Source organism: Nonomuraea monospora (assembly GCF_039531895.1).
In the GTDB taxonomy this organism is placed as follows: Bacteria; Actinomycetota; Actinomycetes; order Streptosporangiales; family Streptosporangiaceae; genus Nonomuraea; species Nonomuraea monospora.
Window position 1 is genome coordinate 24,777 of the sequence record NZ_BAAAQX010000016.1, and the last position, 13,766, is coordinate 38,542.

Annotated in this window: 15 protein-coding genes; 14 read left to right on the plus strand and 1 reads right to left on the minus strand. The window is 70.2% G+C overall.

Annotation, left to right across the window (positions count from 1 at the left end; all coding sequences use genetic code 11):
* Nucleotides 1-26: 26 nt before the first annotated feature.
* The 3 genes from ABD331_RS28695 to ABD331_RS28705 all read left to right on the plus strand — a co-directional run bounded on the left by ABD331_RS28695 (nt 27) and on the right by ABD331_RS28705 (nt 3,529).
* The gene (locus ABD331_RS28695; protein WP_344481027.1) at nt 27-827 is read left to right on the plus strand and encodes a RidA family protein; all 801 of its coding nucleotides are present in this window, start codon (nt 27-29) and stop codon (nt 825-827) included.
* A 124-nt stretch (nt 828-951) separates the two neighbouring features.
* Nucleotides 952-2,349, plus strand: a complete 1,398-nt coding sequence (locus tag ABD331_RS28700) for a sigma-70 family RNA polymerase sigma factor (protein ID WP_344481030.1) — start codon at nt 952-954, stop codon at nt 2,347-2,349.
* Nucleotides 2,350-2,428: 79 nt separating this feature from the next.
* Nucleotides 2,429-3,529, plus strand: coding sequence for a C40 family peptidase (locus ABD331_RS28705; RefSeq protein ID WP_344481033.1), 1,101 nt, complete (start codon nt 2,429-2,431; stop codon nt 3,527-3,529).
* A 6-nt stretch (nt 3,530-3,535) separates the two neighbouring features.
* Here ABD331_RS28705 and ABD331_RS28710 read toward each other — a convergent pair whose 3' ends face one another.
* Nucleotides 3,536-4,027, minus strand: a complete 492-nt coding sequence (locus ABD331_RS28710) for an inorganic diphosphatase (protein ID WP_148438898.1) — start codon at nt 4,025-4,027, stop codon at nt 3,536-3,538.
* A gap of 83 nt (nt 4,028-4,110) precedes the next feature.
* On the opposite strand from ABD331_RS28710, the gene dacB reads away from it, so the two are divergent.
* From dacB to ABD331_RS28765, 11 genes are all read left to right on the plus strand, one after another.
* Entirely contained in the window at nt 4,111-5,535 is a 1,425-nt protein-coding gene (gene dacB, locus ABD331_RS28715) for a D-alanyl-D-alanine carboxypeptidase/D-alanyl-D-alanine endopeptidase (RefSeq protein ID WP_344481036.1), read from the plus strand.
* 45 nt (nt 5,536-5,580) lie between these two features.
* Complete coding sequence (locus ABD331_RS28720) at nt 5,581-6,657, plus strand: zinc-dependent metalloprotease (RefSeq protein WP_344481037.1); 1,077 nt, start codon at nt 5,581-5,583, stop codon at nt 6,655-6,657.
* A gap of 56 nt (nt 6,658-6,713) precedes the next feature.
* Nucleotides 6,714-7,715: a tRNA lysidine(34) synthetase TilS gene (gene tilS, locus ABD331_RS28725; RefSeq protein WP_344481039.1), complete on the plus strand. Its 1,002-nt coding sequence runs from the start codon at nt 6,714-6,716 to the stop codon at nt 7,713-7,715.
* A 10-nt stretch (nt 7,716-7,725) separates the two neighbouring features.
* The gene (hpt, locus tag ABD331_RS28730; protein WP_344481040.1) at nt 7,726-8,277 is read left to right on the plus strand and encodes a hypoxanthine phosphoribosyltransferase; all 552 of its coding nucleotides are present in this window, start codon (nt 7,726-7,728) and stop codon (nt 8,275-8,277) included.
* 237 nt (nt 8,278-8,514) lie between these two features.
* Nucleotides 8,515-10,509, plus strand: coding sequence for an ATP-dependent zinc metalloprotease FtsH (gene ftsH / locus ABD331_RS28735; protein ID WP_344481043.1), 1,995 nt, complete (start codon nt 8,515-8,517; stop codon nt 10,507-10,509).
* Nucleotides 10,506-11,084: a GTP cyclohydrolase I FolE gene (gene folE, locus ABD331_RS28740; protein WP_344481046.1), complete on the plus strand. Its 579-nt coding sequence runs from the start codon at nt 10,506-10,508 to the stop codon at nt 11,082-11,084. Before ftsH ends, folE begins: the two co-directional genes overlap by 4 nt.
* Before the next feature lie 70 nt (nt 11,085-11,154).
* The gene (gene folP, locus ABD331_RS28745) at nt 11,155-12,012 is read left to right on the plus strand and encodes a dihydropteroate synthase (protein ID WP_486348509.1); all 858 of its coding nucleotides are present in this window, start codon (nt 11,155-11,157) and stop codon (nt 12,010-12,012) included.
* Complete coding sequence (locus tag ABD331_RS28750) at nt 12,009-12,455, plus strand: nuclear transport factor 2 family protein (protein WP_148438905.1); 447 nt, start codon at nt 12,009-12,011, stop codon at nt 12,453-12,455. Before folP ends, ABD331_RS28750 begins: the two co-directional genes overlap by 4 nt.
* Nucleotides 12,445-12,810: a dihydroneopterin aldolase gene (gene folB, locus ABD331_RS28755; RefSeq protein WP_344481048.1), complete on the plus strand. Its 366-nt coding sequence runs from the start codon at nt 12,445-12,447 to the stop codon at nt 12,808-12,810. Before ABD331_RS28750 ends, folB begins: the two co-directional genes overlap by 11 nt.
* Entirely contained in the window at nt 12,807-13,310 is a 504-nt protein-coding gene (gene folK / locus ABD331_RS28760) for a 2-amino-4-hydroxy-6-hydroxymethyldihydropteridine diphosphokinase (RefSeq protein ID WP_148438907.1), read from the plus strand. The genes folB and folK overlap by 4 nt, the downstream gene beginning before the upstream one ends.
* Nucleotides 13,307-13,762: a DUF3180 domain-containing protein gene (locus ABD331_RS28765; protein WP_344481052.1), complete on the plus strand. Its 456-nt coding sequence runs from the start codon at nt 13,307-13,309 to the stop codon at nt 13,760-13,762. Before folK ends, ABD331_RS28765 begins: the two co-directional genes overlap by 4 nt.
* Nucleotides 13,763-13,766 lie beyond the last annotated feature (4 nt).

Genomic DNA, 13,766 nt, shown 5'->3' on the forward strand with positions numbered 1-13,766 from the left:
GCCCATGCTCGGGTTATCACGGCAAAGTGATCCCGCGCAGCCGAACCGTCAGCCTGCTCGTACTCGGGGCGATCTGCCTTGCCGCGTGTTCGAGTGAGGAACAACCCGTACAGAAGCTCCGGCCGCTGGCCCTCAAGGAGCAGGCCTCCAACATCGTCAAGTCCGCCGACGGGTACGCCGTCACCTGGGCGGGCGTGCTCAGCAACGCCAACCCGTGGCACTTCGGCGAGCACGTGGTGGCCACGATCGTCGGGCACGACGCCAAGGGCGCCGAGGTGGTCAGGATGGACCAGCCGCTCGACGCCGTGCCGCCGGGCGGCTCGCTGGCCTTCACCGGTCAGGCCAGCGCCACCCAGAAGCCGGCGAAGGTGACGATCCAGTACCGCCCCGCGCAGTGGCGGCAGGCGGCGCGGATCGCTTCGGCGTTCCAGCGCTTCCCGACCTCGCGGGTCCAGACGATGCGCCAGAAAGACGGCACATTCCTCATCACCGGATATGTGGACAATCCTTATTCGATTCCGGCGAGCACCCTGGTCGTGAACGCGCTGCTGCGCGACAAGGCGGGCAAACTCCTCGGCGGCGGCAGCACGTTCGTGGACGAGGTGCAGGCGGGCAGCCCGCCGCGCTTCATCCTCACGGTGAGCGGGCTGCCGAAGGGCGCCCAGGTGGACAAGACCGAGATCACCGCCAGGACCTGGGGATCCACCGGCCGCCCCTACGAGGATCTGGCGCTCAGCGGGGCCGTGCCCGTGCACACGGTCAAGCCGACGAGCGAGCCGTTCGCGGTGGACCGGAGCACACAGATCGTCTCCGAATATAAGCAGTGATTTCCGCAAATTTCGGAGAATAGGCGCTTTTATGTGGACGAAGTCTGGCTGCTTCGCCAGACAAGCCATGCCATCGGCGTGAACAGGTAGAACTACTAGTTACCGATCCATTACCTTCAGTCACATGAATGACCGCGTCCTGGTCGAAGCACTCCGCGCCCGTGATCCAGGAGCGCTGTCCGCGCTCTACGACGCCCACGCGGAGAGCGTCTACCGCTACTGCTGGTCCCTGCTGCTGAGCGCCGAGAGCGCCCAGGTGGCGCTCCGCGACACGCTGATCGCCGCCGAGGCGCACGCCGGCGCGCTCGCCGACCCCGATCGGCTGCGCGTCTGGCTGTACGCGCTGGCCAGGGTCGAATGCCTGCGCCGCCGCGCCGCCGCCCCGCCGGGCGCCGCCGAAGGTCTCGCCGAGGCGCCGCCACCGGACGATCCGGCGGACGCCGACCTGCGCGTCATGGCCTGGAACGCCGTCCAGAGCCTGCCCGTGGCCGAGCGTGAGGCGCTGGAGCTGGTCCACCGGCACGGGCTGCCCGCCGCCGACCTGGCCCAGGTGCTCGGCCTGCCGCCGCGCCAGCTCGAAGAGCTCCTGGAGGGGGCGGCTGAGCTGCTGCGCGACGCCGTCACGGCCGAGGTGCTGGCCAGGAAGGGCCCGTACGACTGCCCGCGCCGCGCCCGCATCCTGACGGGCTTCGCCGGCGAGCTGACCCCTGAGCTGCGCGAGCACCTGGTCAGGCACCTGTCGCGGTGCGAGACCTGTGCGCCGCACCGCAGCCGCGAGGTGTCGGCCGCCAAGGTCTACGGGCTGCTGCCGGGGGCCGTGCTGCCCGACTCGCTGCGCATCAGGGTGATGAGCTGCTTCGCCGACCCCGAGCTGCTGCCCTACCGCCGTTACGTCGCCAGGCGTACGGGTGTGCTGGGAGCCGCCGGGTTTCCCGTTTCAGGGGAGCGGCCCGTTCGGCGGTGGCCTCAGGCGCTGGCAGGCGCGCTGGCGGCGATCGCGGCCGTGGTGGCGATAGCGGTGATCTTCGATCGGATCGGGAGGGACAACGGTGGGGTCACAGGCATCGCGACGGCCGCGTTCCCGGCCACAGGAGAGCCGCCGGGCATCCGATTGCCCTGGCAGGCGAACCCGCAGGACGAGCCGCTGACCGTGGTCCCCATCGTCGACAACGCCACCACGCACCCTCTCGGCGTGACCGGCACGCCGTCCCACGGCACGCAGGCGCCGCCCTACGCCGTGCCCTCGGGCGCGCAGTCCTCGCCCACCAGCGGCCCGCCGCCGTCGGAGCCCCCGGACGAGCACGAGGGGCCCGAGCCCACAGAGCTTCCGTCCGAGAACCCGTCCCAGAATCCGCCCGAGGAGCCGACGCCGTCCCCTCCGAGCACCCGCACCCCGTGCCCGACCCCGACGCCGACCCCCACCCCCACGCCGACCCAGACCCCCACCCCGACCGCGACGCCGACGGAGCCGGCCACCCCCACGCCCACGGAGGAGCCCTCGCCTTCGCAGACGACCTCCTGAGGCTGCCGGACCTTTACGTTACGTGCGCGAATTGGCGGGGAACGTGTGCATAGAGTAACCATTGGTTTCAGGGGGACCTATGCGCGCATTTCGGGCAGGGCTCCTCGCAGGCTGCCTCCTGGTGAGCCTGTGCCCGCCGGTGGAGGCCGATCGGGGGCCCTCCTCGCGGGACGTCCAGAAGGCCAGGGAGACGGCACGTGAGCGCTCCAAGGAGCTGAGCCGGACGACCGCCGAGCTGGCCACCGCCCAGTCGCGCCTCGACGCGCTGGCGGCCGAGGTGGAGCGGCTGGTGGAGGCGTACAACGGGGAGGTCGTCCGGCTGCGGCAGGCCGAGCTGGCCCACCAGCAGGCCGGGGTGCGGCTCGCGGCGGCCGACGCCGAGGCGGAGCGGGCCAGGCAGGCCGTCGCGGTGCTGGCGGCGGAGAGCTACGGCGGGCTCGGGACGGTGCACCCGGTCGTCGGCATGCTGACCGACCGGGGTGGCCCGGACGGGTTCCTGCACAGGGCCGGCGTGCTGGGGCATCTGAACGAGGAACGGGCCGCCGTACTGGGCCGGATGCGCGACGCCCAGGAGGTCGCGGCGATTCTGCGTACACAGGCGGCCGGAGCCCACGCGGCGCGGCAGGAGGCGGCGGAGCGGGCACGGCAGGCCAAGCTGGCCGCAGAGGAGGCGGTGCTGGGCCAGCGGCGCGAGACCAAGCAGCTCACGGCGCGCAAGGAGAGCCTGCAACGCGCGGTCGACTCCGCCCGCAGCCGCGCGGACCTGCTGGCCAGACGGCGCCAGGCGGCGCTGTCCGGGCTGGTCGGCGGCGGCTCCGCGCTGGGCGACCTGGCGGCGAACTGGGCGCTCACCCAGCTCGGCAAGCCCTACGTGTGGGCCGCCGACGGGCCCGAGACCTACGACTGCTCAGGATTGTCGATGCGGGCGTGGGAGCGGGCGGGCGTCCGGCTCGACCACTGGACGGGCACCCAGTGGACGTCGGGCCCGCACGTGCCGCTCGACCAGCTACACCGCGGCGACCTGCTGTTCTTCGCCCACACCGGCGACCCGTCGACCATCCACCACGTCGGGATCTACGTCGGGCGCGACCAGATGGTGCACGCCCCGCAGACCGGCGACGTGGTGCGGGTCACCTCGATCTGGCGCGGGGACCTGGTGGGCGCCACCAGGCCCCGCTGAAGGGGGTCAGTGGTGACCCGACTCCTTGAGGCGGCGGAAGGAACGCTCGATCTCGGCCTCGGCCTCGATGCGGCCCACCCAGTTGGCGCCCTCGACGGACTTGCCGGGCTCGAGGTCCTTGTAGACCTCGAAGAAGTGCTGGATCTCCAGCCGGTCGAACTCCGACACGTGGTGGATGTCCTGGATGTGGTGCATGCGGGGGTCGGTGGACGGCACACAGAGCACCTTGTCGTCCCCGCCCTTCTCGTCCGTCATCCGGAACATCCCGACCGCCCGGCACGTGATGTAGCACCCGGGGAACGTCGGCTCCTGCAACAACACCAGCGCGTCCAGCGGATCGCCGTCCTCGCCGAGGGTGTTCTCGATGAAGCCGTAGTCGGCGGGATACTGCGTGGAGGTGAACAGGAGCCGGTCAAGCCTGATCTTCCCGGTCTCGTGATCCACTTCGTACTTGTTCCGTTGCCCCTTGGGAATCTCAACGACAACGTCGAACTCCACCGCGGTTCCTCCGCTCAGGCCCCCGGGCACCCCCGGCTGGGCGTTAATGTCTCGTAGGCGAACACAGAGAGAGGGCAGGCGACGTGGCGCGGCGCGACCGGTGGGTGATGCTGACCACTCTCGCCGTGCTCCAAGCCCTCACGATCGTCACCGGCATCTATGCGATGACCACCGAGTTCAGCCTGAGCGCGCTCACGAGCGGGTCTTCACCGACCGAGCCGACGGCGTCACCGGCGGAAGGCATTCCCTCCGTCCCCGTCGTCACCGCGGGGCCTGTGCTGGCCCAGCTCCCGGTGAAGCCCGGAGACGGACCTCTCCCGACTAAGGGTACTTTGACGAAGCAGTTGGCCAGCGCCCTGGGTGACGATGCGCTCGGCGACCGCGTCGGCGTCGCGGTCATCGACACCGTCACCGGGGAGCAGCTCTTCGCCGCGAACCCGGACACCGCCGTCACCCCCGCCTCCACCACCAAGATCATCACCTGTTCTGCGGCCCTGGCCTCGCTCGGCCCCGACGCCCGCTTCTCCACCCGGGTCGTCCAGGGCTCCGCGCCCGGCACGGTCGTCCTCGTCGGCGGCGGCGACCCCCTTCTCGCCGGCCCCACGGCCAAGCAGGACGGCTACCCGAAGCAGGCCAGTCTGGCCACGCTCGCCGCCCGCACCGCCGCGACCCTCAAGTCCCAGGGCGTCCGCAAGGTCACGCTCTCCTACGACACGTCCCTGTTCACCGGCGCCACCAAGGCGTCCGGCTGGAAGCCCAACTACATCCCCGACGGCGAGGTCGCCCCCGTCCACGCCCTCACCATGGACGTCGGCCGCCAGGACCCCCGATTCCGGGCGCCCCGCGTGCCCGACCCGGCCCAGTACGCCGCCGACGCCTTCGCCAAGCTGCTCGCCAAGCAGGGCGTCAAGGTCGGCAAGTCCGTACGCCAGGCCAAGGCCCCCGCCGGCGCCGCCGAGCTCGGCCGCGTCGACTCCGCCCCCCTCTACGCCCTCGTCGAGCACACCCTCACCCACAGCGACAACGACATGGCCGAGGCCCTGATGCGGCACGTCGCCATCAAGGAGGGCCAGGAGGCGTCCTTCGCGGGCGGCGCCAAGGCCGTCGCCGCCGTCATGCAGCGCCTCGGCATCGCCCAGGGCGTCTCGCTCGACGACGGCAGCGGCCTGTCCATCCGCAACCGCATCAGCCCCAACGCCCTGGCCAAGGCCATCGCCCTGGCCGGCTCCGCCGGCCACCCCGGCCTGCACGCCATCGCCTCCGGCATGCCGATCGCCGGCTTCTCCGGCACCCTCGGCAACGGCCGCCGCTTCGTCGGCAGCGACAGCAAGGGCCAGGTCGGGCTCGTCCGCGCCAAGACCGGCACCCTCAACCACGTCAACACGCTGGCCGGGCTGTCCACCACCAAGGACGGGCGGCTGGTCACGTACGCGTTCATGGCCGACCGGGTGCCGGTCAACGCCGAGCCCGTACTCGACCGGCTCGCCGCCATCGTCGCCCGCTCCTGACGCGCTCCTTCGCAGGTGCGGCCAGAACCACGTACGGTGGACGGTATGCAGGTGATCGACTGGGATCTGGCCGTCACGACCGGCACGCGCCTCGTGCGCCCCGGCCCTCAGGTGAGCCGGGAGGAGGCCAGGCAGGCCGTCACCGAGCTCCGTACCCTGTCGCGCGAGGCCGAGGGCCACGTACGACAGTTCACCAAGATTCACACAGAGGCCGCGCCACAACCGGCCACCATCGTCGACCGGCCGGGCTGGATCAAGGCCAACGTCCAGGGCTTCCGCGTGGTCCTCGAGCCGCTCACGCAGCGCATGAGCTCCAGCGCCAACCAGGCGCCGGCCATCGTCAGCGCCGTCGGCTCCCGCATCACGGGCGTCGAGGTCGGCGCCGTCCTGGCCTTCCTCGCCTCCCGCGTGCTCGGCCAGTACGAGCTGTTCCTCCCGCCCGACCCCACCGGCCAGGAGCCGGTCGGCCGGCTGACGCTCGTCGCGCCCAACATCGTCCACGCCGAGCGCGAGATGAACGTCAACCCTCACGACTTCCGCCTGTGGGTCTGCCTCCACGAGGAGACGCACCGGGTGCAGTTCACGGGCGTGACGTGGCTGCGCGAGTACGTCCGGTCGCAGATGACCGAGTTCCTGCTCGCCTCCGACCTCGACCTGCCCACCCTCCTCGAACGCCTCCGCAACGCCGCCGACACGGTCGCCGACGTGGTGCGCGGCGGCGAGGGCAACCTCATCGACGCCATCCAGTCGCCCGGCCAGAAGGAGATCCTCGATCGCCTCACCGCCGTCATGACCCTCGTGGAAGGGCACGGCGACTTCGTCATGGACGCCGTCGGCCCGTCCGTGGTGCCGTCGGTGGCGGAGATCCGCTCCAAGTTCGCCCAGCGCCGCGAGGGCGGCTCCCGCCTCGACCGCACGGTGCGGCGGCTGCTGGGCATCGAGGTCAAGATGAAGCAGTACGCGGAGGGGTCGGCCTTCGTGCGCACCGTGGTGGACCGGGTGGGGATGGACGGCTTCAACAAGGTCTGGACGTCGCCGGAGACCCTGCCCACGACCCCGGAGATCGCCGACCCCGACACCTGGATCAGCCGCGTCATCGGCACCCCGGCCCTCCCCGCCTGACCCGGCCGCAGCGCGCACGTCGCACCAGGCGCGTCCACCAGGCGTCTGGTGCGACGATGACACCCGTGGGCCCACATCCAGCCGTAGCCGACGTCCGCCGAGCAGTCCGCGACGCCCTGGCCGACGTACCGGACAACGCCCTGATCCTCACAGCCTGCAGCGGCGGCGCCGACTCCCTGGCCCTGGCAGCCGCCCTGGCCTTCGAAGCCCCCCGCGCAAACCTGCGCGCCGGCCTGCTGACCGTCGACCACCAGCTCCAGCCCGGCTCGAAGCACCGCGCCGAAACGGTCATCTCCCTGGCCCGCGAGATGGCCCTGACCCCCGCGGAGATCCTCACGGTCACGGTGGGCAAGGAAGGCGGCCCGGAGGCGGCAGCCAGAGAGGCGAGGTACGCCGCACTGGACGAGGCGGCCGACAGGCTGCAGGCGGCGGCGGTCCTCCTCGGCCACACCAGGGACGACCAGGCGGAAACCGTCCTCCTGGGCCTGGCGAGAGGCAGCGGTCCCCGCTCACTCTCCGGCATGGCGGCCAGATCGGGCCGCTACAGAAGACCCCTCCTCCACCTCCCCAGAACGACCACGGTGGCCGCCTGCCACGCCCAGGGCCTGACCCCCTGGGACGATCCCCACAACGAGGACACGAGATATACGAGGGTCCGGGTCCGCCGCACGGTTCTCCCCGTCCTGGAGCAGGAGCTGGGCCCAGGGGTGGCGGAGGCGCTGGCGCGGACGGCGGCGCTGGCCCGGGAGGATGCGGACGCGCTGGACGAGTGGGCCGATTCGGCGTTCCAGAATTGCGCTCTTAGCGATATCGGCGAGTCGGTGAGCCTGACCGTGACCGAGCTGGAGAAGCTGCCCCCCGCCGTACGCAGGCGGGTCCTGCGGCGGGCGGCGATCGCCGCGGGATCCCCGTCCGGCGCCCTGTCGGCCACCCACGTGCTGTCCGTGGACCGGCTGATCACGCACTGGCGCGGCCAGAAAGCCGTTGACCTGCCCGGGGGTCTGTCCGCCGTCCGGCGGTATGGCACCCTGATATTCGCCATCAGTCCCATCGCGTAAGGAACCACAGGTGGACGCTGCCGACATGGGCAATGACCTGGAAAACGTGCTCATTCCCGAGGACGAGCTCCAGGCCAAGATCAAAGAGCTCGCCGGCCGGATCGACGAGGACTACGCGGGCAAGGACGTCCTGCTCGTAGGTGTGTTGAAGGGCGCGGTCATGGTGATGGCCGACCTGGCCAGAGCGTTGCACGTGCCCGTGCAGATGGACTGGATGGCGGTGTCGTCGTACGGGGCGGGCACCAAGTCGTCCGGCGTCGTACGCGTGCTGAAGGACCTCGACACCGACATCTTGAACCGCCACGTGCTGATCGTCGAGGACATCATCGACTCCGGCCTGACCCTGCACTGGCTGCTGGAGAACCTGAAGTCGCGTAATCCGGCGTCGCTGGAGATCTGCACCGCGCTGCGGAAACCCGACGCGGTGAAGGTGCCGATCGACGTGAAATACGTGGGCTTCGACATTCCCAGCGAGTTCGTCATCGGTTATGGCCTCGACTACGCCGAGAGATACCGGAACCTGCCGTTCATCGGCACTCTCGCCCCACACGTTTACAAGTAGCAATCTCCGTCATGGCCGGGAACATCGCGCAACGTGACGTACGTTGATAGGGCAAGACCGGTGTAGCGGGCGGTCCCTCCGTGCGCTCTGCCGGTGTACCTTCAGACTCCGGGAGGGTGACCACGCGTCCCCTTCGGGTAGTCAGAAGTCGCGGTGTCGGATGCCGCGGCCCCGGGCGTGCCCGGGGTTCCAGGCCATGGTCAGGAAGGGACGGGCCCGCAAGGGGTTCCGCATCGGATGGATCTCAAGCGATTTACACGTGGGCCACTGCTGTGGATCCTGGGCATCGTCGTGCTGCTCCTCCTCGTCACTCAGCTCTGGAGTGGCGGGGGAAATTTCAAGACGGCCGACACGTCCTTGGTCCTTGAGCAGATTCGCGCCGGTAACGTCAGCAACGCCAAGATTATCGACAAGGACAACCGGATCGAGGTCACGCTCACCAACCCGATCTCGGTCAAGAAGGGCGACGCGCCGACCAAGCTGATCCAGTCGAGCTGGGTCACCGGCTACGGCAGCAAGCTGACCGACGAGCTCCAGGCTCAGGTCACCGCCAAGAAGACCACGAGCTTCACCACCGAGGTGCCGCAGGAGAACATCCTCCTCAGCCTGCTGGTGAGCTTCCTGCCGATCGTCATCATCGTGCTGATCTTCCTGTTCATCATGAACCAGATGCAGGGCGGCGGCTCCCGGGTGATGAACTTCGGCAAGTCGAAGGCGAAGCTGATCACCAAGGACACCCCCAAGACCACGTTCGCCGACGTCGCAGGAGCGGACGAGGCCATCGAGGAGCTCCAGGAGATCAAGGAGTTCCTCCAGGCCCCGGCCAAGTTCCAGGCGATCGGCGCCAAGATCCCCAAGGGTGTGCTGCTGTACGGCCCGCCCGGCACCGGTAAGACGCTGCTGGCCCGCGCGGTCGCCGGTGAGGCCGGCGTGCCGTTCTACTCGATCTCCGGTTCCGACTTCGTCGAGATGTTCGTCGGTGTCGGCGCCTCGCGTGTCCGCGACCTGTTCGAGCAGGCGAAGGCCAACGCCCCGGCGATCATCTTCATCGACGAGATCGACGCCGTCGGCCGCCACCGCGGCGCCGGCCTGGGCGGCGGTCACGACGAGCGCGAGCAGACGCTGAACCAGCTCCTCGTGGAGATGGACGGCTTCGACGTCAAGGGCGGCGTGATCCTCATCGCGGCCACCAACCGGCCCGACATCCTCGACCCGGCGCTGCTGCGCCCCGGCCGTTTCGACCGGCAGGTCACCGTCGACCGTCCCGACCTGGAGGGCCGCAAGGGCATCCTCAAGGTGCACGGCCGCGGCAAGCCGTTCGCGCCCGACGTCGACCTCGACGTCATCGCGCGCCGCACCCCCGGGTTCACCGGCGCCGACCTGGCCAACGTGATCAACGAGGCGGCCCTGCTCACCGCGCGGGCCGACCAGAAGCTGATCACGATGGACGTCCTGGAGGAGTCGATCGACCGTGTCATGGCAGGGCCCGAGCGCAAGACGCGGGTCATGTCCGACAAGGAGAAGAAGATGATCGCCTACCACGAGGGCGGTCACGCGCTGGTGGCGCACGCGCTGCCGAACTCCGACCCGGTCCACAAGATCACGATCCTCTCCCGCGGCCGCGCCCTCGGTTACACGATGACGCTGCCGATGGAGGACAAGTTCCTGGCCACCAGGTCCGAGATGATGGACCAGCTCGCGATGCTGCTCGGCGGTCGCGCGGCGGAGGAGCTCGTCTTCCACGAGCCCACCACCGGCGCCTCCAACGACATCGAGAAGGCCACGGCCGTCGCCCGCCGCATGGTGGTCGAGTACGGCATGAGCGAGCAGCTCGGCGCCCGTAAGTTCGGCAGCGGCCAGGCCGAGGTCTTCCTGGGCCGCGAGATGGGCCACGAGCGCGACTACTCCGAGAAGATCGCCTCCACGATCGACGAGGAGGTCCGCCGGATGATCGAGACGGCGCACGACCAGGCGTGGGACATCCTGGTCGAGTACCGCGACGTGCTCGACAACCTGGTGCTGGAGCTGATGGAGAAGGAGACGCTCTCCCGCGAGCAGGTGCTGCAGATCTTCGCCCCGGTGGTCGTCAAGGAGCACCGCCCGTCCTACGCGGGTTACGGCAAGCGGCTCCCCTCCGACCGTCCGCCGATCCTGACGCCGAAGGAGCAGTCGGCCAACGGCTCGCTCACCACGGGCCGCCAGGACGCCCTCCCGTCCGGGGACAGTGCGTGACTCAGCACGACGTCGACCTGGGGCGGATCGAGAAGGCCGTTCGCGAGATCCTCTACGCCATCGGTGAGGATCCCGATCGTGACGGCCTGATCGAGACGCCCTCCCGGGTCGCCAGAGCCATGGCCGAGCAGTATTCCGGGCTCGGCCAGACGCCCGAAGACGTGCTCAACAAGGTCTTCGACGTCGACCACGACGAGATGGTGCTCGTACGCGACATCGAGGTCTACTCGACCTGCGAGCACCACCTCGTCCCGTTCCACGGCCTGGCCCACGTGGGGTACATCCCCAACGAGAGGGGCCAGGTCACGGGCCTGTCGAAGCTCGCCCGCCTGGTGGACGTCTTCGCCCGCCGCCCCCAGGTGCAGGAGCGCATGACCTCCCAGATCGCCGACGCGCTCATGCGCGTGCTGGAGCCGCGCGGCGTCATCGTGGTCGTCGAGTGCGAGCACCTGTGCATGACGATGCGCGGGGTGCGCAAGCCGGGCGCCAAGACCGTCACCTCGGCCGTCCGCGGCGACTTCCGCACCAGCGACAAGACCCGATCCGAGGCCATGGCGCTGATCCTCGGCCGCTGAACGGGCGGCTGATGACCGAACGGGGTACCCACGATGTCAGCAGGAGTGGGGAAGCGCCTAGGCTTGGCCCATGACTAGCGTGCCCATCAACGTGCCTGGAGGTGCGGAGCGGTGCCTCGTCATGGGTGTGGTCAATGTGACGCCCGACTCGTTCTCCGACGGGGGCCTGTGGTTCGACGAGGCGACCGCCATCCAGCACGGCTTCGAGCTGGTGCGTGACGGCGCCGACATCGTCGACGTGGGCGGCGAGTCCACCCGCCCCGGCGCGGCCAGGGTCTCCATGGAGGAGGAGCTGGCCCGGGTCGTCCCGGTGATCAGCGCGCTGTCCGCCGAGGGGGTGGTGGTCAGCGTCGACACGATGCGTGCCGAGGTGGCCAAGGCCGCGGTGGAGGCGGGCGCCCGCATCGTCAACGACGTGAGCGGCGGCCTGGCCGACCCGGAGATGCCACGCGTGGTGGCCGCGACCGGGGCCAAGTACGTCGTGATGCACTGGCGCGGCCACAGCCATGACATGTACTCCCGCGCCGTCTACGCGGACGTCGTGACGGAGGTGCGCGAGGAGCTGAGCAAGCGGGTGGACCTGGTGCTGGCCGAGGGGGTCACGGAAGAGCAGATCGTGCTCGACCCGGGCCTCGGCTTCGCCAAGAACGCCGAGCACAACTGGGCCGTGCTGGCGGGCATCCCGCGGCTGGCAGAGCTGGGCTTCCCGCTGCTGGTCGGGGCGTCACGCAAACGATTCCTGGGGCGGCTGCTGGCCGATCCCGACGGCACGCCACGGCCGTTCAGCCGCAGCGACGACGCCACGCTGGCGGTGACCGCGCTGGCGGCACAGGCCGGCGCCTGGTGCGTGCGCGTGCACGAGGTAGGTCCCAACGCCGATGCCGTGCGCGTGGCCGCCGCATGGAAGAGAGCCGGAGCAGGCACATGAGCGTCGACACCGCCGCGATCGAGACGGTCAACCAGGAGTTCTACGCCGCGATAGAGAGCGCGGACCTGGACAAGATGACCGAGATCTGGGCCGAGGACACCACCGACGACCAGGTGAGCTGCGTGCACCCGGGCTGGACCCTGCTCACGGGCCGCCAGGAGGTGCTGCGCTCCTGGGCGCTGATCATGGCGAACACCACCTACATCCAGTTCGTGCTGACCGACGTCAACACGACGGTGCTGGGTGACGTGGCCGTCCTCACCTGCGTGGAGAACATCCTGACCGCGGGGGAGGAGGGCGAGTCCAGCTTCGCCGCCGGCAAGGTGGTGGCCAGCAACGTCTACCTCCGCACCCCGCAGGGCTGGCGGCTGTGGATGCACCACGGCTCCCCGGTCCTCCAGGGCGACGACGACGAGGAGGAGGAAGGCGAGCTTGAGCCTTGATCGCATCGCTCTCAAGGGCCTGCGGGCCCGGGGCAGGCACGGCGTGCTCGCTGCCGAGCGGGAGCTCGGGCAGGAGTTCGTGGTGGACGCGACGCTGTTCCTCGACACCGCGCCGGCCGCGGCCGGCGACGACCTGACCAAGACCGTCCACTACGGGGAGCTGGCGCAGGCGCTGACCGAGGTGGTGGCGGGCGAGCCGGTCGAGCTGATCGAGACGCTCGCGCAGCGGCTGGCCGACGTGTGCCTGGCCAGCGAGCGGGTGCACAGGGTAGAGGTGAGTGTGCACAAGCCGGCGGCGCCGATCCCGCTGCCGTTCGACGACGTGGTCGTGACCATCGAGCGGAGCCGCGCATGAAGGTGGTGCTCTCTCTCGGCAGCAACCTGGGACGCCGGTTCACGACGTTGCAGGGCGCCGTGGACACCCTGTTCGACGCGCCTGGGCTGGAGTTCGTTCAGGCGTCCCCGGTCTACGAGACCGACCCGGTCGGCGGGCCGGGCGGGCAGCGCCCGTACCTGAACGCGATCGTGGTCGCCGAGACCACGCTCGCGCCACGCACGCTGCTGGAGCGGGCGCAGAGCGTGGAGAACGCCTTCGGCCGCGAACGCGTGGAGCGCTGGGGGCCGCGCACGCTCGACATCGACCTGATCGTGGTGGGCGAGACCGTCTGCGACGACCCCGACCTGACGCTGCCGCACCCGCGGGCGCACGAGCGCGCGTTCGTGCTGGTGCCCTGGTCGAAGGCCGATCCTGAGGGCGAGGTGCCCGGCCGCGGCCGGGTGGCCGACCTGCTGGAGGGGCTCGGCGAGCAGGGCGTACGGCTGCGCGAGGACCTGAAGCTGCAGAGGCCCGATTGAAGCCCACCCACGCCGGCCCCCTGGTCGGCATCGTCGTCGTCATGGCCCTGCTCACCTGGATGGTGATCAGGCCCATCTACTCCGACCTGCCGCTCATGCCCTGGACGGCGATCCCCACGGTGCTGCTGCTGGCCATCGGCGAGGCCTACAGCGGCTGGGCGACCAGGGCCAGGATCGCCAGGAAGCCCGACACCAAGCCGGTGGAGCCGCTGGCCGTCGCCCGGCTGGCGGCGCTGGCGAAGGCGTCGGCGTACGCGGGGGCGGTGTTCGGCGGGGTGTTCGCCGGGTTCGCCCTGCACACCGTGCAGATCCTCGACCGGGAGACGCCGCGCGGCGAGTTCTTCGTCGCGACGGGGTCGTTCGTGTCGTGTGTCGTGCTGATCTGCGCGGCGCTGTACCTGGAGCACTCCTGCCGCATCCCCAAGGAGCCGGAGGACCGCGCCCGCGACTAGCGAG

Bases quoted from the DNA above. Each gene is read 5' to 3' on its own strand.
- ABD331_RS28700 (WP_344481030.1), top strand. From the start codon at position 952: ATGAATGACCGCGTCCTGGTCGAAGCACTCCGCGCCCGTGATCCAGGA.
- ABD331_RS28705 (WP_344481033.1), top strand. From the start codon at position 2,429: ATGCGCGCATTTCGGGCAGGGCTCCTCGCAGGCTGCCTCCTGGTGAGC.
- ABD331_RS28720 (WP_344481037.1), top strand. From the start codon at position 5,581: ATGCAGGTGATCGACTGGGATCTGGCCGTCACGACCGGCACGCGCCTC.
- tilS (WP_344481039.1), top strand. From the start codon at position 6,714: ATGACACCCGTGGGCCCACATCCAGCCGTAGCCGACGTCCGCCGAGCA.
- ftsH (WP_344481043.1), top strand. From the start codon at position 8,515: ATGGATCTCAAGCGATTTACACGTGGGCCACTGCTGTGGATCCTGGGC.
- folP (WP_486348509.1), top strand. From the start codon at position 11,155: ATGACTAGCGTGCCCATCAACGTGCCTGGAGGTGCGGAGCGGTGCCTC.
- ABD331_RS28750 (WP_148438905.1), top strand. From the start codon at position 12,009: ATGAGCGTCGACACCGCCGCGATCGAGACGGTCAACCAGGAGTTCTAC.
- folK (WP_148438907.1), top strand. From the start codon at position 12,807: ATGAAGGTGGTGCTCTCTCTCGGCAGCAACCTGGGACGCCGGTTCACG.